At 65.5% G+C, this 17,112-nt stretch carries 16 protein-coding genes, 1 other RNA gene and 1 pseudogene; 12 read left to right on the top strand and 6 right to left on the bottom strand.

The annotated features are described in order from the left end of the window. Positions 1-50 precede the first annotated feature (50 nt). Positions 51-1,211: a Gfo/Idh/MocA family protein gene (locus tag EZM81_RS11355; protein WP_248298202.1), complete on the top strand. Its 1,161-nt coding sequence runs from the start codon at positions 51-53 to the stop codon at positions 1,209-1,211. 236 nt (positions 1,212-1,447) lie between these two features. Here the strand turns inward: EZM81_RS11355 and EZM81_RS11350 are convergent, their stop codons facing one another. The 5 genes from EZM81_RS11350 to EZM81_RS11330 all read right to left on the bottom strand — a co-directional run bounded on the left by EZM81_RS11350 (position 1,448) and on the right by EZM81_RS11330 (position 6,911). Then, entirely contained in the window at positions 1,448-2,356 is a 909-nt protein-coding gene (locus tag EZM81_RS11350) for an NUDIX domain-containing protein (protein ID WP_136645780.1), read from the bottom strand. Beyond that, the gene (locus EZM81_RS11345; RefSeq protein ID WP_136645779.1) at positions 2,356-2,808 is read right to left on the bottom strand and encodes a TrgA family protein; all 453 of its coding nucleotides are present in this window, start codon (positions 2,806-2,808) and stop codon (positions 2,356-2,358) included. Before EZM81_RS11345 ends, EZM81_RS11350 begins: the two co-directional genes overlap by 1 nt. Positions 2,809-2,817: 9 nt before the next feature. After that, positions 2,818-4,032 (bottom strand): cyclopropane-fatty-acyl-phospholipid synthase family protein, encoded by a 1,215-nt coding sequence (locus EZM81_RS11340; RefSeq protein WP_135451019.1) that lies wholly within the window; start codon positions 4,030-4,032, stop codon positions 2,818-2,820. A gap of 55 nt (positions 4,033-4,087) precedes the next feature. Then, a complete protein-coding gene (locus EZM81_RS11335; protein ID WP_136645778.1) occupies positions 4,088-5,500 on the bottom strand; it encodes a deoxyribodipyrimidine photo-lyase in 1,413 nt (470 codons plus the stop codon). A 184-nt stretch (positions 5,501-5,684) separates the two neighbouring features. Next, a complete protein-coding gene (locus EZM81_RS11330; protein WP_169052354.1) occupies positions 5,685-6,911 on the bottom strand; it encodes an aminotransferase class V-fold PLP-dependent enzyme in 1,227 nt (408 codons plus the stop codon). Between the two features lie 371 nt (positions 6,912-7,282). Between EZM81_RS11330 and EZM81_RS11325 the strand changes: the two genes are divergently transcribed. The 11 genes and pseudogenes from EZM81_RS11325 to EZM81_RS11275 all read left to right on the top strand — a co-directional run bounded on the left by EZM81_RS11325 (position 7,283) and on the right by EZM81_RS11275 (position 16,465). Then, on the top strand, positions 7,283-8,329 hold the full coding sequence (locus tag EZM81_RS11325; RefSeq protein WP_136645776.1) for a PotD/PotF family extracellular solute-binding protein: 1,047 nt from the start codon (positions 7,283-7,285) through the stop codon (positions 8,327-8,329). A 601-nt stretch (positions 8,330-8,930) separates the two neighbouring features. Then, positions 8,931-9,284, top strand: a transfer-messenger RNA (tmRNA) gene (gene ssrA / locus EZM81_RS11320). A 120-nt stretch (positions 9,285-9,404) separates the two neighbouring features. Next, positions 9,405-10,054, top strand: a pseudogene (locus EZM81_RS11315) (DUF1194 domain-containing protein). Positions 10,055-10,135: 81 nt separating this feature from the next. Beyond that, entirely contained in the window at positions 10,136-10,876 is a 741-nt protein-coding gene (locus EZM81_RS11310; protein ID WP_135451024.1) for a phytochelatin synthase family protein, read from the top strand. 10 nt (positions 10,877-10,886) lie between these two features. After that, entirely contained in the window at positions 10,887-12,143 is a 1,257-nt protein-coding gene (gene chrA / locus EZM81_RS11305) for a chromate efflux transporter (protein WP_248298201.1), read from the top strand. Between the two features lie 81 nt (positions 12,144-12,224). After that, complete coding sequence (locus tag EZM81_RS11300; RefSeq protein ID WP_136645774.1) at positions 12,225-12,689, top strand: SspB family protein; 465 nt, start codon at positions 12,225-12,227, stop codon at positions 12,687-12,689. Between the two features lie 3 nt (positions 12,690-12,692). Next, entirely contained in the window at positions 12,693-13,247 is a 555-nt protein-coding gene (locus tag EZM81_RS11295) for a class I SAM-dependent methyltransferase (RefSeq protein WP_240784113.1), read from the top strand. Between the two features lie 112 nt (positions 13,248-13,359). Then, a complete protein-coding gene (fumC, locus tag EZM81_RS11290) occupies positions 13,360-14,754 on the top strand; it encodes a class II fumarate hydratase (protein ID WP_135450199.1) in 1,395 nt (464 codons plus the stop codon). After that, on the top strand, positions 14,754-14,933 hold the full coding sequence (locus EZM81_RS11285; RefSeq protein ID WP_136645773.1) for a DUF4169 family protein: 180 nt from the start codon (positions 14,754-14,756) through the stop codon (positions 14,931-14,933). The genes fumC and EZM81_RS11285 overlap by 1 nt, the downstream gene beginning before the upstream one ends. A gap of 276 nt (positions 14,934-15,209) precedes the next feature. After that, positions 15,210-15,428 carry a ribbon-helix-helix domain-containing protein gene (locus EZM81_RS11280; RefSeq protein WP_135450201.1) on the top strand — a complete coding sequence of 73 codons (219 nt, stop codon included), beginning with the start codon at positions 15,210-15,212 and terminating at the stop codon, positions 15,426-15,428. After that, positions 15,428-16,465, top strand: a complete 1,038-nt coding sequence (locus tag EZM81_RS11275; RefSeq protein ID WP_136645772.1) for an alcohol dehydrogenase catalytic domain-containing protein — start codon at positions 15,428-15,430, stop codon at positions 16,463-16,465. Before EZM81_RS11280 ends, EZM81_RS11275 begins: the two co-directional genes overlap by 1 nt. Here EZM81_RS11275 and EZM81_RS11270 read toward each other — a convergent pair. Continuing rightward, on the bottom strand, positions 16,462-17,094 hold the full coding sequence (locus EZM81_RS11270) for a DUF1638 domain-containing protein (RefSeq protein WP_136645771.1): 633 nt from the start codon (positions 17,092-17,094) through the stop codon (positions 16,462-16,464). The two genes, EZM81_RS11275 and EZM81_RS11270, sit on opposite strands and share 4 nt — an antisense overlap. Between the last annotated feature and the right edge of the window lie 18 nt (positions 17,095-17,112).

Below are 17,112 nucleotides of genomic sequence, written 5' to 3'. Positions count from 1 at the left end.
CGCACCCCCTGTGGGATATTTGCGAACGGAAGAAGGACAGAGGGAGAGACATGCCCATCGACGCCGCCCATACCGCCCGCCCCGAACGTCTGCGCCTTGGCATGGTTGGCGGGGGACGCGACGCCTTCATCGGCGCGGTCCATCGCATCGCCGCGCGGATCGACGACCAGTACGAGCTGGTCGCCGGTGCCTTTTCGTCGAACCCGGAAAAGGCGCTTGCCTCGGCCGCCGACCTGGGCGTGCCGCGCGCCTACACGAGCTTTGCCGAGATGGCCGCGAAGGAGGCCCGGCGCAAGGATGGGATCGACGTGGTCGCGATCGTGACGCCCAACCACATGCACGCCCCCGTGGCGATGCAGTTCCTCAAGCGCGGGATCCATGTGATCTGCGACAAGCCGCTGACCGCAACGCTGGCCGAGGCGAAGAAGCTGGCGAAGGCGGCCGAAGACTCTGGCGTCGTCTTCGCGCTGACCCACAACTACACGGGCTACCCGATGATCCGGCAGGCCAAGGCGATGATCGCGGCCGGGGAACTGGGCGAGCTGCGCGTGGTGAATGTCGAATACGTGCAGGACTGGCTGACCGAACCGGTCAACAACAAGCAGGCCGAATGGCGCACCGATCCGGCGCGCTCGGGCGCGGGCGGGTCCACTGGCGACATCGGAACGCATGCCTTCAACCTGGCGAATTTCGTGACCGGGCTGACACTGCACAAGCTTGCCGCCGACCTGACCGCCTTCGTCCCAGGCCGCAGGGTCGATGACAACGGCCATGTGCTGCTGCGCTACAAGGGGGGGGCCAAGGGCATGCTGTGGTGCAGTCAGGTTGCGCCCGGAAATGAAAACGGGCTGCGGCTGCGTATCTATGGAACAAAGGGCGGGCTGGAATGGGCGCAGGAGGATCCGAACTATCTGTGGTTCACACCCTTGGGCCAGCCAAAGCGCCGGATCACGCGCGGCGGCGCTGGATCGGGGCCCGAGGCCGCGCGCGTCACCCGCGTGCCGCCCGGCCACCCGGAAGGCTATCTGGAAGGCTTCGCCAACATCTACAGCGAGGCCGCCCGTGCCATCCGCGCCGCCAAGGCCGGCGAACCGGTGCCGGAGGGCACCACATTCCCCGGCCTCAAGGAAGGGCTTGAGGGCGTGGCCTTCGTCGATGCCTGTGTGCGGTCATCGGCCCGGAATGGCGCCTGGGTGAGCCTGAACCTGTAGGGTGGGTCGATGATCGATGGCTTCGTCACTTCTCGCCGGGGCCTATGACGGGAAAACGAAGCCGAGCTGCGAGGGGTTCCGTGCCCGGCGCCGGGCATGGCTATGCCTGAACGCCGGCCGATCCGCGGCGGAAAGTCCACCATGCCGTCCCCGTACCGGCGGGGATGGCGGGCGCTGCACCGCCACAGGGACGGAAACCGAAATCGCAATGACTTCAGATTTCACCCTGACGATCTTCAGACATTGCGCAAGCTTACGTCTGACCGCAGCCGCGCCCTCTCGCGCTGGAGCCAGAGGGCCGTCAGGATCAGGGGAGCATTGCCGATCTCGCCCTTTGCCACTGCGTCCATCAGCCGATCGAAAGGGACGAGTTGCCCCCGGATGTCCTCGGCCTCGTCCTCTTGGCCGAAGATCCCGGCCACCCCGTCCGGCAGGTCGCAGAGCGCGATGAAGGAATAGACGAACTCGGTGACCGCGCCGGGCGAGGGGTAGTAGTCGGCGACCTTTTCCAACCGGCCGAGCACAAGGCCCGCCTCTTCCACCGCCTCGCGTCTTGCGCACTCCTCGGGCGTCTCGCCCGGATCGATGCGGCCCGCAATCGCCTCCAGCTGCCAGGGAAGCGGATCGCCACGCCCCAGTGGCCCGACCCGGAACTGTTCCACCAGAAGCACCCTGTCGCGCAGGGGATCATAAGGCAGCACCGTGACCGCATCGCCCATGACGAAGAGTTCGCGCCGGATCGGCGGGCACATGGACCCGTCGAAGCGGCGGTGGGTCAGTTCAAGCACCTCAAGACCGAAGAAACCGGCATGAACATGACGACGGGCGCTGACGCTTGCCTCACCGCTGCCAGTTCGCAGGATCCGCCCGGCCGCATCTGCGGCGCGAACCCGGCCTGCTGCCGCGACACGCAAGGCACCCAGCCTGCCCCGCATCACCTCGGCCGGGATCTGACCAAAGCCTGACATGACAGCCTGGGCCAGCGCCAAAGCCTCTGGCCCGCCCGTGCCGAGGTCCAGCACCGACCCGCCAGCGGCCGCAACCGGGACCAGCCCCATCACTTCGGCATAGTATTCGGCCCGCCCAGGCTCGGTCCCGACCAGCGCCCTGAGCTCGGGATCTCCCTTCAGCCGTAGCCCCGTCATCAGCGCCAGCGGCGGTTTGCGTTTTCGGTCAGCACCCCGGCGATGCCCCCACCGACGACCATGACTGCCATCACGCCCACCGACAGCAGCGCCTGCGATCGCTCCATCATGCGGCGAAAGACGTCGATGATCGCCTCCATCGGCCCGTCATAGCGCATCCGCACCGATTGCTGCAGCATTTCGTATATGCCGAACAGCAGAAGCGCGAAGAAGACCAGAACGATCACCGTCTTCCAGCCCGAACCAATTGCCTCGAGATAGCCCTTGCCGACCGACGGGCCCATCACGCGCCAGCCGACGATTGCCCCCAGCAGACCCGTCAGTTCCCGGAAGAAGCCGACAGACTGTGCCTCCGGCATGTTCGGCACATAGGCGTTGGCAATCAGCCAGCCTACGACTGCAAAACTGACTGCGGCCATGGCCTTTGCGCCGGTCGGCATCGGGGTCGCCATCTGCTCACCTCAGGTCGGTCGCGTCACCGTAATCTGCGTCACATCGCAGTTTCCACCCTGGAAGGCACCCGCGCAAGAGGCGAGGTAGAAGTCCCACATCCGCTTGAAGCGGTCGTCGAAGCCGAGCCGTTTGACCTCGGCCCAGCGTTCGGTGAAGGTTTCGTGCCAGCGCCGCAAGGTCAGGCTGTAGCTTTCACCGAATTCGATAGAATCCCGGACCTTCAGACCTGCCTTCTCTACCTCGGCCCGAAGGACGGAAGGCGCCGGAAGCATGCCGCCAGGGAATATGTACTTCTGAATGAAGTCGACGCCCTTGCGATAAAGATGCCAGCGTTCGTCGGCAATCGTGATGATCTGCAAGGTGGCGTTTCGGCCAGGCTTCAACCGCTGGCGCAGCGTGTCGAAATAGACCGGCCAGTATTTCTCGCCCACGGCCTCGAACATCTCGATCGAGGCGATGCCGTCATAGATGCCTCGCTCGTCGCGGTAGTCCTGCAACTTGATCTCGACCCGGTCCGACAAGCCTGCCTTCGCGATCCTTTCCACAGCATAGTCATGCTGCGCCTGGCTGATGGTCAGACCGGTGACGCGCAGGCCGCGCTCTCCCGCGGCGTATTCGGCAAAGCCCCCCCAACCGCACCCGATTTCCAGAACGTGATCGCCGGGCTGTACACCGATCCGATCAACCATGCTGGCATATTTGCGCCGTTGCGCGGTTTCCAGGCTTTCCTGCGGGTTCTGGAAGATGGCCGAGGAATAGGTCATCGTCTCGTCCAGCCACAGCCGGTAGAAATCATTACCCAGATCGTAGTGATACTGGATGTTCTTCCTGGCCTGCCGTCTGGTGTTCGATTGCAGCCAGAACCGCAGCCGCTCATAGGCCCGGACAAGGCCAAGCCCTGGATAGCTGTCGCCGACCGGGTTGTTCGCAGGCCGCTGGATCAGGTCAAGAAAGGCCTGCAGGTCGGGCGTTGACCACCAGCCATCCAGGTAGGCGTCGCAAAAGCCCAGATCACCCTCGCGGATCAGACGGGCGAACAGATCAGGGTGATGCACCACGATCTCGGCCGCCAGGCCCGGAGCCTTGCCTTCGATGCGGAACCGCCGCCCGTCGGGCAGCACGAAATCCAGTCGCCCCTCACCCAGCCGCGAGGCCACCTCGAAGGCTTTGGCGAAGTAGCGCGGCAGGCCGGCCTGGCCCTTTACTGTCGTCAGGATGTCCATCGACCCTCCCCAAGGTCATCATCGCCGTTCACTTTCACCAAAGCAGCCGCCGCACTCAAGCCTTTCGTGTTGCATATGCCGCTAGGGCACGCGCGCGACCTTCGGCAAGGTCAACCAACGGCGCAGGATAGGGCGCCTTCGGGTCCAACCCCCACGACCGCGGCACAGCCTGGAAAAAGGCCAGCGCCTCTGGACCAGGCGCGCGCGAAAGTTCCGCGACGAAGCGGCGGCGATAATCGCCCCCGGGATCGAACTTCTCGGCCTGGCCGGCAGGGTTGAACACGCGGAAATAGGGGGCCGCATCGGGGCCGCAGCCTGCAACCCATTGCCAGCCCATCGCATTCGCCGCCGGATCCCAGTCGGTAAGGCAGTCGGCGAACCAGTCGAGGCCAAGCTTCCAGTGCGTCAGCAGATGCTTGGTCAGGTAGCTGCCGGCAATCATCCGCGCCCGGTTGTGCATGGTGCCGGTGACATACATCTCGCGCATTGCCGCATCGACGAAGGGTTCGCCGGTCATGCCCATGCGCCAGCGCTCTGCCTCGGGGTTGTCGCCGCGCCAGGGGAAGTCGTCCCATTCCGGCTTCCAGTTCCTGGTAGTGATGTGGGGCGTATGATGCATGAGATGGTAGCTGAACTCGCGCCAGGCGAGTTCACGCAGGAAGCTTTCCGCACCGGCCTTGCCCTCGTCCCGGGCCCGCAGGCCGGCATGCCAGACCTCGCGGATGCCGATCTCGCCATAGGTCAGGTTCTCGGACAGGCGCGAGGTTCCTGCCACCGCGGGAAAATCCCGCATTTCGGCATAGCGATGCACCGGCCCCGCCAGGAACGCCGCCAGCTTTTCCCGCGCCGCCGCCTCGCCCACAGATTGATGGGGCAGCACCAAAGATGCGCCGCGGTTCATCGCCGCGCCAAGCCGCCAGTCCTCAAGCCGATCACCTGCCGGACTGCTCTTGGCTGCCCGCAGGCGTGTCGGTGCCGCCTCGGGGGCGACCACGGCAAGACCGCGCATCGCTTTCCAGTAAGGCGTGAAGACGCGGTAGAATCCCCCTGCCCCGGTTTCGATCTGCCATGGCTCATGCAGAAGATGTCCGGCGAAACTGCGCGCCTCAAGCCCGGCAGCCTTCAGCGCGGCCTTGACCGCAGTATCGCGCGCGACCGATGCTGGATCATACAGCCGCGACCACCATACCCCGCCGGCGGCAGTCTCTTGCACAATGGCGCGCAGCACCTCCAGTGCCGGTCCCCGCCGCAGGACGAGCCGCAGTCCCAACCCGTCGAGGGCCCTTGCAAAGGCCGCGACCGCCAGCCCCAACCGCCACTTCGGCGCCGCGCCCAGCGCCTCCGTTTCCGGGTCGAGGATGAAAACCGGCACGACAGGCCGGCCCGAGGCCGCCGCCGCCGCAAGCATCGGCTGGTCCGCCAGCCGCAGATCGCGGCGGAACCAAAGGATCAACGTGCTGTCAGACATGCCCCGAACTTTCCAATGCTTAGGCTACGCACTGAAAACGGATCCAGATCAGGTTGCGGGCAAACTCTTTCTCTTCTGCTCAGGGGGTGTGGGGCGTCATGACCCCATCGCCGATCCTGCCGCGCATCGCGCGCAAAGGCGGCAGGCACGTGGGCCTGCGCGCCCTTTCCTTGCCGGATCGATGCTACAGCACCCGGTCCAGCGCCGCGATCAGGCGCCCGACCTCTTCGGCGCTGGTGTAATGCACTGCGCTCATCCGCAGGACACCCTTGTCCAGGTCGATCCCCAGTGCCTGCAGGGGCCGCACGGCGTAGAAATCGCCTGCCCAGCAGGCGATACCGTGGCGGCCCAGCTCTTCGCTGACCGGTTCGGCAGGTCGGTCCAGTTCTACCGCGACGGTGGGGGCGCGGCGCGCGGCGTCACGGGGCCCAAGCAACCGCAAGTCGTTGCGCTGGCCAAGATAATCCAGCAGGGGCTGGATGACCGCCACTTCCTGCGCCCGCATCAGGTCGTGCACACCACGGTTTCGCGCAGCCGCTTCGCCCGTGATGCCGTGCCGCGCGGCCAGAGCATCTATGTAGTCCGCCATGCCGGCACAGGCCGCAACCTGGGCATGGTCGGGCCCGGCCGGGGTATGACGTTTGTAAAGCACCCCATGATTGAAGAAGTGCGCCTGCCCCGGCAGCTCGAACCCGAAGTCCTCGCGGATCACCATGATCCCCTGATGCGGACCATAGGTCTTGTAGGCCGAGAACAGATAGACGTCGCATCCCAGTGCCGGAATGTCCGGAAAGCCGTGGGGGGCATAGGACACGCCGTCCACGACCGTCCGTGCCCCTGCCGCCCTGGCCATGGAGCAGATCGCCGCCACATCGTTGATCTCGGCGATCACGTTGGAGCAGTGCGGGAAGCAGACAAGCTTCACCTTCCCGTCCGCCAGCAACCCGGCCAGAGCCTGCGGGTCCAGCGATCCGGTCCCCCGGTCGATCTGCCATTCCCTGACTTCGATCCCCTCGTCGGCCAGGCGCCGCCAGACGCCGGAATTGGCCTCGTGGTCCTGGTTCGTCACAACCACGGCGCCGTCCGTGCCCGCCAGCCATTTCCGTACCGCCTGCGCCAGCACATAGGTATTCGCGCTGGTGGAAGGGCCGAAGGACACCTCCTGGCGCGAAACCCCCATCATCGCGGCCAGCCGGGTCCGGGCCTCGTCCATCTCGGCCCCGCCGGCCTGCGCCCCCGGATAGGGCCCATAGGGCTGTACCTTCCGGTCACGGTAGAAACGCGTCAGCCGCTCTACCACCTGGATACAGGGGTAGCTGCCCCCGGCGTTTTCGAAAAAGGCGTGGGTGGACAGGACCGGCGACGAAAAGGCCGGAAATTGCGAACGAACGAAATCGAGATCCAGCGCCACGGGGCGGCCTCCTGCATAGGGCCGCCGACCGGGGACACCCGCGCGCGACAGGCGGGATATCCCGGTCCGCGGCAGGTCTTCCAGCCAGATCCGCCGATTTTTCCCGGCGGACCAGTGGCGGCGTTCAGCCAGCCACGATGAGACGCCTAACATTCCGGTCGCGCAACCGCAAGTCCGGCTCCTGCCGGGGCAAAGCTGCCCGAATTTGCGACAGATGACGCATTTTTCCGCGTCACCACAGCCGGCATGCGCGTTTGCCCTCTTGTTCTTTCCGCGTCCAGCCGCCACCTTCCGCATGTCGGGCCGCCTTCCCGGACCGCGCGAGCCAACACAAGGCGCCACCGAATGGCCGCCACTACAGAGGAGTGACGATGTCTCGCCTGCCCATTAGCCTTCTAAGCGCCGTGTCGGTGCTGTCGCTGTCTGCGGCGGCGCATGCAGCCGACCCCGAACTCACCGTCCTTGACTGGGCGGGCTGGGAAATCGACGGGATGCTGCAACCCTATGTCGACAAGCATGGCCAGAAGCCGACCTATGTGTTCTTCGCCGATGACGATGAAGCCTTCCAGAAGGTGTCTTCCGGCTTCAAGGCCGATGTCGTCCACCCCTGCGCCGCTGCCGTTCCGCGCTACATCGAAGCGGGGCTGATCGAACCGTGGGATGTTTCGAGAATTCCCGAATTCGCGAATATCCCGTCGCGCATGGCCGATGCCTTCAGGGACGATCAGGGCGTGTGGTTCATTCCGACCGACTACGCCTACACGGCCATCGCCTACAACGCCGAGACGGTGCCGGCCGAGGATGTGGCGACCGTCCAGGTCTTTGCCGACCCGAAATATGCCGGCCGCATCGCATTGCCCGACAATACCGATGATGTCTGGTCGCTGGCTTTCATGGCGACCGGCACCACATCGTGGGAAAATGTTACCGACGAACAGTTCCAGGCTGCGGCCGACTGGCTGCGCAAGGTGCATCCCAACGTCCGCGCCTACTGGGCCGACCCTTCGGAACTGTCGCAGCTGATGGCGTCGGGCGAGGTGCAGGTTGCCTGGTCGTGGAACGACCCTGTCGCGATCCTGCAATCGGAGAACTTCCCCGTGGGCTTCAACCGCGCTCCGGCCGAAGGCGCGGCCACCTGGTTCTGCGGCTTCGTCAACATGAAGAACGGCCCCGGCTCCGAGGACAAGGCCTATGACCTGATGAACTCGCTGCTTGCGCATTCCTCGGCCCAGCCGCTTCTGGATGCGATCGGCTACGCATCGGCGAACGACGCGGCCATGGCCGAGATCTCGCCTGAGGCGCTGGCTGCTGCCTTCGTCGATCCGATCAGCACGCCGCTGTTCGTGCAGGATCCGCCCTCGACCGCGATGCGCGACCGGATGATCGAGGAATTCGAGATGATCAAGTCGGGCTTCTGAAAGCCCTGCCGCTGGGGCTGTCAGGCGCATGAAACAGGACGCCCGGGGAACACCCGGGCGTCCTTTTTCAATGGTGCGGCATCGGTTTCCGGCGGTTTCCGATGCTGCCGTGATGGACCCGGCATCAGCGAAGGTGCCTTGGGGAAGCCGGAACGCCGGACATTCACTTCAACGTCTGCGACCCCGATGACCCCGGATCGGCAGGTCTGGAAGTTGCCCAGCATGGCCAGGCAGGCCGAAGCCCAGATGCCAAAGGCCAGCCTCGGCCGCGCGGCGGATAGAATCAGACCGGTTGTCGGTGCCGACCCTCACGCGCGCCGATCGTCAGGCCGATGGCACGGCCGAATGTGGAGGAGAACACCAGCGTCTCGAGGTTCTGGCCGATCTCATCACCGTGCAGCCAAGGTCCGCGGGGCGAGGCGCCGGATGTTCAAGCTCTGCCCATCCTTAAGGGCTGCCTGCCTTAGGGGCCATGCCGGGACGGCGCCGATACCCGCTGTCGGTGATCGACTTTCATCCGCACGCCCGGTTCGCAAAGGTTGCACACCTGCATGGCCACCCCTGCCACTTGCATGAACATGGTTGCAGCCACGACACACCCCGCCTTGCGCAGCCCGCCCCCTGCCCCTATATGTGATGCCGTCGGGGGTGACCCCGACTATGGCGATAAACGCACCTGTAATAATCGGCTCGGACCCGGGGGCGGTACCCGGCGGCTCCACCAGACACCCGGCGTTGCGGGGGCATGGGGCCGAAATAGGATCGACGAACGACCAAAGAGGCCAGCTTTCGCCCGGTGAGCTACCACCGTTATCGGTGCATGAACACAGTTGCCAACGACAACCGTGCTCCGGTGGCGCTGGCTGCGTAAGCGGCTCGCAAAACCAAACCTAAGTCCTTCCGCTTAGCCGCGTAAGGCGGGGTTCGCAGGTACCTGGCAACAGAAACCTGCACCTTCCTCCTCCTCTCCCCGCTCCTCGATCGCCTCCGGCGTCTCGTCACCCCCGTCCGCGAGGAGTGACAAAGTCATCGACGAGCGGCTTGCCAGGACCCGCCCCCGCCGCCATCCTGCACCATGCTCCGCGCGGCCCTCCTCCTCTGCCTGACCGCCCCGCCTGTTCTCGCCTGCGAGACCGCACTCCTCTTGTCCATCGACGTCTCCGGCTCGATCGACCGGCCGACTACCGGCTTCAGGCCGGCGGGCTCGCGGCCGCCCTGTCCGATCCCGGCGTCATCGAAGCCCTGGTCCGGGATCAGGTCGCGCTGGCCGTGGTCCAGTGGTCCGGCGTGGCCGAGCAGGCGCTGGTCCTGCCCTGGGCGCGCATGCTGTCCGAGGCCGACGTGACCCGCTTCGCCGCCCGGGCCGGGGCGATGCCGCGCGCCTTCTCGGGCTCGGACACCGCCGTGGGCGAGGGTATCCGCTTCGCCGCCGCGCAGTTCGCCGCCGTGCCCGACTGCCACCGCCGCGTCAGCGACATCTCCGGCGACGGTCAGGAAAACGCGGGCTTCACCGATGCCCGCGCCCGGGCCGAGGCGGTTGCGGCCGGCATCACCATCAACGCCATCGCCATCGAAGAGCCGGGCCCCGCCATCCCGATCACCACCTGTTACCGGCGCTGGATCATCTCGCCCGGCGGCTTCGTCGTCACCGCGCGCGGCCTGCAGGACTATGCCGAAACCCTGCGCCTGAAACTCTTGCGCGAACTCGCCCGGCCGATCGGCTAATCCCCTGCCTTGCCTTGACCGGCACCCGTTGCCTGCATCATCCTGCCACCACGTCGTGCCGCGCCACCCGAAGGACATCTGATGCGCTTCCTTTCCACGTTCGCCAGCGCTTCCGTCGCGCTCGCGCTGTCGCCGGCCATGGCCGAAGAGCCACACCCAAAGCTGGGCCCCGATGCCGTTCCCGTGACCACCGATCACGCCTATCTGCGCACCGCGCCGGCCCCGGATTACTGGGCATTCTCGCCTTTCGTCAAACCGCAGTTCACCTCTTCGGCCTGTTCCATTGCCAGTGTGACTGCTGCGGTGAACGGGCTGGCGGGGCTGCCGCCGCTTGCCGAGGATGCGGTCATGACCCAGCCCGCGCTTTTGGAGGCCACCGGCATTCCCGAATGGGCCGCTCTTTCGGCAGAAGGCGGCGATGGCGTGACCTTCGCCCAACTCGAGCAGTTCACGGCCGCCGCAGCGAAGGCGCGGGGTCTGCCGCTCAAGGTCTCGAGCTTCAGACCCTTGGCCGAGGACGCGGCGACACTGGCGGATTTGCGCGCACGGCTTGTGGTCAACGAGGCCTCGGCCGATGACGTGGCGCTGGTCTATTTCAACCAGGGCGTCGTCACCGGCGACTGGGACGGGCCGCACATCAGCCTGATCGGCGCCTATGACGCGCAGAGTGACCGGGTGCTGATCCTCGAGGTCGATCAGGAATGGTATATCCCCTACTGGACGCCGCTACCGGTGCTTCTGAAGGCGATGCTCAAGCCGACCTCGGCCGAACATGGCCCGCTGGAAGGCGAAACCGGCGGGCTCGTGATCCTCGCCAGATAAGCCGCGCATCGTGACCCCCTCGCTGCCCGAGCTGACACGCACCTTCGCGCGGATCGGCCTTCTTTCCTTTGGCGGACCCGCCGCACAGATCGCGCTGATGCACCGGGTCGTGCTTGACGAGAAACGATGGGTCACCGAGGCCGACTGGCTGCGCGCGCTATCCTTCTGCATGCTGCTGCCGGGGCCCGAGGCGATGCAGCTGGCCACCTGGATCGGCTGGCGGCTGCACGGCGTGAGGGGCGGGCTGATCGCCGGTGGGCTATTCGTCCTGCCTGGCGCAGCCGTCATGCTTGCGCTGTCGCTGATCTACGCGGCAGTCGGGGATGTGCCGCTGGTTGCTGCGCTGTTTGCCGGCATACAGGCCGCAGTCATTGCCATCGTGATCGAAGCGCTGGCCCGCGTCTCGCGCCGTGCTCTGAAGTCGCGCGAGGCCTGGCTGATCGCGGCCGCAGCCTTTGTCGGACTGTTCCTGCTGAAGCTTCCCTTCCCTATGATCATCCTTGCTGCTGCGCTATGGGGCTTTCTGCGCACTCCCGCCGGCGACGGGAACCCCGACGTGACGGCTGCACCACCGATGCTTGCCCGGTCCTTGCGGGTTGCGGGGGTGTGGCTTGCAATCTGGCTGTTGCCGCTGGGCGCACTCTGGGCCCTTGCGCCCGAACGCATCTTCGAAATCGGCACCTTCTTCTCGAAGCTCGCTGTCCTGACCTTCGGCGGGGCCTATGCGCTTCTGGCCTGGATGGCGCAGGAGGTGGTCGAAGACCGCGGCTGGCTGACCCTGACACAGATGATGGACGGGCTGGGCCTTGCGGAAACCACACCCGGCCCCCTGATCCTGGTGAACCAGTTCGTCGGGTATCTGGCCGCGCATCAGGTGGGGGGCTGGACCATGGGAATTGCAGGGGCTGCGGTAGCGCTGTGGATGACCTTCGTTCCCTCGTTCCTGTTCATCTTTGCAGGTGCCCCCTTCATCGACCGGCTGACCCACCTGCCGCGCCTGTCCGGCGCACTGGCCGCCATCACGGCTGCGGTGGTTGGTGTCATTGCCAACCTTTCGCTGTGGTTTGCGCTGAACGTGCTGTTCGCCAGCGTGCCCGAGGCAACCATCGGCCCCATCCACCTCATCTGGCCCGACCCCGCCAGCCTGCGCCCGCTGCCCGCGCTGATTGCTGCCGGCGCAGCCGTGGGGCTGCTATGGCGGCACTGGCCGCTGGTCTGGGTGCTTGCCCTATCGGCAAGCGCGTCGGCACTAGCGGCGCTTTTGTGATTGCCCATTGGCAATCCGCCCGCCGCCCCTTTCCTTGTTCCCCGAATCCCCTATGCTGCATCCAATGGGAAAGGACGGGACATGGCGCGCTCGATCGACTACGGAACCCTAATGCACCGGGCCATGCGCGGTCTGATCCAGACCGTGCTTGCGGATGTGGCACGAAACGGGTTACCCGGCGCGCATCACTTCTTCATCACCTTTGACACCACGCATCCCGACGTGGCCATGGCCGACTGGCTCCGCGAACGCTATCCGTCCGAGATGACGGTCGTTCTGCAGCACTGGTTCGAGAACCTCGAGGTCGGCGACGACAGCTTCAGCGTGACGTTGAATTTCGGCAACCAGCCCGAGCCGATGGTGATTCCCTTCGATGCCATCCGCACCTTCGTGGACCCGTCGGTTGAATTCGGGCTGCGATTCGAGACCCAGCCCACCGACGATGATGACGAGGACGACAACGAGGAAGAGGACATCGAGGCCGAGGACGAGACCCCCCGTCAGGACGCCGAAGTGGTCTCACTCGACAAGTTCCGAAAGACCTGAACCGTGACCTCTGACCTTGCATTGTTCCGCCGACGCCTGCTGCGGAACCCGAGGCAGGTTTCCGCCATCACCCCTTCGTCGCGCACGCTGGCCCGGGCAATGACCCTGGGACTTGGGCCGCACAGCGGTCGCGTGGTCGAGTTCGGACCCGGAACCGGACGGTTCACCGAGGCGATCCTGGCCCGCGGCGTGCGCCCTGAAGACCTGACCCTTTTCGAACTTGACGAGGAGTTCGTCGAACATCTGCGCGAAAGGTTCCCGGGCGTCACGGTCCACCGCCTGCCCGCGCAAGAGGCCCCACGGCTGATCGAGCCCGGCGTATCGACCGTGATCTCGGGCCTGCCGCTTCTGTCGATGCCGTCCGAGGTGCGCGAGGGTATCGTCGATGCCGCATTCCGCATTCTTGCCCCGCGCGGCCGCTATGTGCAGTTCACCTATGGCCCCCGGCCGCCCCTGTCGCCCGAAACGATCGCAAGCCTGGGCCTGACGGTGGACAAGGGGCACAAGGTCTGGGCAAACCTTCCCCCCGCAACCGTCTACCGCTTTCACCGGAACTGAGGCAGGCGTCGGGCAATCCCGTTGAAGGGCGCGACGGTATGCGACGGTATGCCAATTGATTTCACCGCCCCCCGGCGCTATGCGGGACACGAGAGTTTGCGAGGAGATTCCGATGACCGCGACCCGTACCGAGACCGACAGCTTCGGCCCGCTCGAGGTTCCCGCCGACAAGTACTGGGGCGCACAGACCCAGCGGTCGATCATCAACTTCCCCATCGGCTGGGAACGCCAGCCTGTCCCGATCATCCGCGCGCTCGGGGTCATCAAGAAGGCCTGCGCGCTGGTAAACATGGCGCAGGGTGACCTGGACCCGACGCTGGGCAAGGCCATCGTGGCGGCAGCAGAGGAAGTGATCGAGGGCAAGTTCGACGACAACTTCCCTCTGGTCGTGTGGCAGACGGGCTCCGGCACCCAGTCGAACATGAATGCCAACGAGGTGATCAGCAATCGCGCCATCGAGATGCTGGGCGGCGTCATGGGCTCGAAGAAGCCCGTGCATCCGAACGACCATGTGAACATGGGCCAGTCCTCTAACGACACTTTCCCCACCGCAATGCATGTGGCCATCGGCATGCACACGCGCGACGTTCTCCTGCCGGGGCTGGAAAAGCTGGCGAAGGCCCTGTGGGCGAAGTCCGAGGAATTCAAGGACATCATCAAGATCGGCCGGACACATACGCAGGACGCGACGCCGCTGACGCTGGGCCAGGAATTCTCGGGCTATGCCACCCAGGTGGACCGGGGGATCGAGCGGGTGAAGCTCTGCCTGCCTCATATCTACGAACTTGCACAGGGCGGGACGGCGGTGGGCACGGGGCTGAACACCCGCGTGGGCTTTGACAAACGCGTCGCGGCCGAGATTGCCACGATCACCGGCCTGCCCTTCGTCACCGCGCCGAACAAGTTCGAGGCTCTGGCTGCCCATGACGCGATGGTGATGTTCTCGGGCGCACTGAAGACGGTGGCCGGAAGCCTGTTCAAGATCGCCAACGACCTGCGGCTTCTCGGCTCGGGTCCGCGGTCGGGCCTGGGAGAGCTGATCCTGCCGGAGAACGAGCCGGGATCCAGCATCATGCCGGGCAAGGTGAACCCGACCCAGGCAGAGGCGCTGACCATGGTCTGCGCCCATGTCATGGGCAATGATGCGGCGGTGGGCTTTGCCGGCAGCCAGGGCCATTTCGAGCTGAACGTCTACAACCCGATGATGGCCTACAACGTGCTGCAGTCGATCCAGCTTCTGGGCGATGCGGCCGCAAGCTTCACCGACAACATGGTGGTCGGGATCCAGGCAAACCGGACGCGGATCGAGAAGCTGATGAAGGAAAGCCTGATGCTGGTCACGGCGCTGGCGCCCACGATCGGCTACGACAACGCGACCAAGGTCGCCAAGACCGCGCACAAGAACGGCACGACCCTGCGCGAAGAGGCCATCGCCCTCGGCTTCGTCGATGGCGAGACCTTCGACCGCATCGTGCGGCCCGAAGACATGATCGGCCCGAAGGGCTGATGGCCGAAGTCGTCAACCTCCGCAACGCACGCAAGCAGGCGGCCCGCAAGGCCGCCCGCGCCGCGGCGGATGCGAATGCAGCGAAGCACGGTCGCACCAAGGCCGAGCGTGCGCTTCAGACGGCAGAGGCCGAGAAGGCCGCAAGAACCCTCGAAGCACATCGGCGCGAGAGCGAGTAACCGGGCGTTGGCCCGGCTATGACAGGCTGTCGGCAGGAAGGCGCCCGATGCCACACCCGCCTTTGCCTGTCACGTCGCAGGAATGGATGGGCCAGATGTTGTCCAGCCGGACGGCACCCGACGGAGGCTTGGTCGAGAATGCGGGGCATCTCGTGGCGTTCTGCAAATCCCGAGAGGCTCTGATCCGCCTTTCACCCCGGGTTTCCTTTGCAAGAAACGTGGCAAGATCCTTGCTTGGGGATTTTGCACCACCGCTGCATCCGCTAGCCTTCCATCATGACCAGCCGCCCTGCCAAGCATTCGCTCACCCTTCGCGGCCACCGCACCTCGGTCTCGCTCGAGCCCGAGTTCTGGGAGGCCTTCCGCGCCATTGCCGCCGAACGGCAGACCCCTCTTAACCTCCTTGCCGCCGAGATCGACGCCGCCCGGCGCGGCGACGAGGGGCTGGCCTCTGCAATCCGCGTCTTCTGCCTGAACCATTACCGAGGATCCTGATGCGCGCCGCCGTCCTTCGCGCCTACCGCGAGCCGTTGAGTCTCGAAACTGTCGCCGACCCTGTCTGCGAGCCGGATGGCGTGGTGGTGCGAACCCTCGCCTGCGGCATCTGCCGCAGCGACTGGCACGGTTGGGTCGGCGAACACCCCAAGGTGAAACCTGGCGACATCCCTGGCCACGAATACTGTGGCGAGGTGGTCGACGCCGGCCCGCTGGCGACGTGGCGCAAGGGCGACCGTGTGATCGCCCCCTTCATCCTCGCCTGCGGCGCCTGTCCAGAATGTCGGTCCGGTCAGACAACCACCTGCCGCAGCCAACGCGTCCCGGGCTTCGGCGACCGCGGAGCCTATGCCGAATATGTCTCGGTTCCACATGCACATAACCTGACCCGTCTGCCCGAAAGCCTTTCACCCGACCTTGCAGCTGGCCTCGGCTGCCGTGTAACCACAGCCTTCCATGCCCTGACCGGGCGCGCTGCGCTGCAGGCCGGGGAATGGCTTGCCGTCCACGGGACGGGTGGGATCGGCCTTTCCTGCCTGCTTGTCGGCAGGGCGCTCGGGGCAAGGGTAATCGTGGTCGATGTGGTGCCCGACAAGCTGGCCCATGCCCTCGGCCTTGGCGCCGAAGTGGCCCTGGATGCCCGCGAGGGCGATGTTGCCGCGCGAATCGTCGAAGCCACGCAGGGCGGTGCCCATGTCAGCGTTGAGGCACTGGGGATCGAGGCAACGGCCAATGCCTCGCTGAGCTGCCTGCGCCCGCTTGGCCGTCATGTCCAGATCGGCCTTCCTGTCGGGCACACCGCCAGCATGCAGATCGACATGAACACGCTTTACATGCGCCAGCTGTCGATGTTCGGCACGCGCGGCATGCCAGCCTGGCGCTACCCCACCCTGCTTTCGCTGATCGAGTCCGGCCGCATCGACGTGCGCCCGATTGTCGCCCGCAGAGTGCCGCTGTCACAGGCGACAACGGAATTGCAGGCCTTCGACGGCCCCACCGCGCCCGGTGTCGCGGTCATCACCGATTTTTCAACCTAGCTGGCAACACGCGCCAGCGTCCTTGCCAGGTCGCCATAACCGGTCAAGCGCCGCTCGTAGGCCAGCCCCAGCCGTGCGGCACAGTCCTGCGCCTTTGCATCCAGCGCGGGGTCATCAAGCTGCGCCAGATAGACCAGTTTGCGGTAATTTCCGAAATAAATGTCCCGCAGTTCGGGGTGGCGGTCCAGACCCATGGGCTTCCAGACAAAGGCATCGAACTGGCGCACCAGAAAATCCGTAAGATAGAAGGCATCGAATTCGGTTTCGGCACGGGCGGCAAAGGCGGCATTGCCCTCGAAGAAGGCATAGCAGTGCGGGCCTTCTACCATACCGACCCCCAGCCGGTCGCAGGCCGCCTTCAGCAGACCACCCGTCCCGCAATCGGCATAGACGACGAAGATCGTCTCATAGCGCCCCTGCGCCGCAATGACCGCCGCCTCGACGGCTGGGATGATCCGGTCCGGCCACAGGTGCAGCTTGGCGGGCAGGCATTGCAGATCGATATGCTCCCAGCCGTTCGCTGCCTTGAGGGCCAGGATCTCGTGCGCAAGGGCACCACACGCCACCAGAAGGATGCGCCCCGTGTGGTTGGGCGCAAGACCGGATTCGGAAAGGGTCAGATCATCCATCGGGCACCTTCATCGGCG

Source organism: Tabrizicola sp. YIM 78059, from assembly GCF_004959785.1.
Classification (GTDB): domain Bacteria; phylum Pseudomonadota; class Alphaproteobacteria; order Rhodobacterales; family Rhodobacteraceae; genus Tabrizicola; species Tabrizicola caldifontis.
The sequence above is the reverse complement of the archived record's forward strand: the minus strand, read 5'-3'. Positions and strand labels throughout refer to the sequence as shown.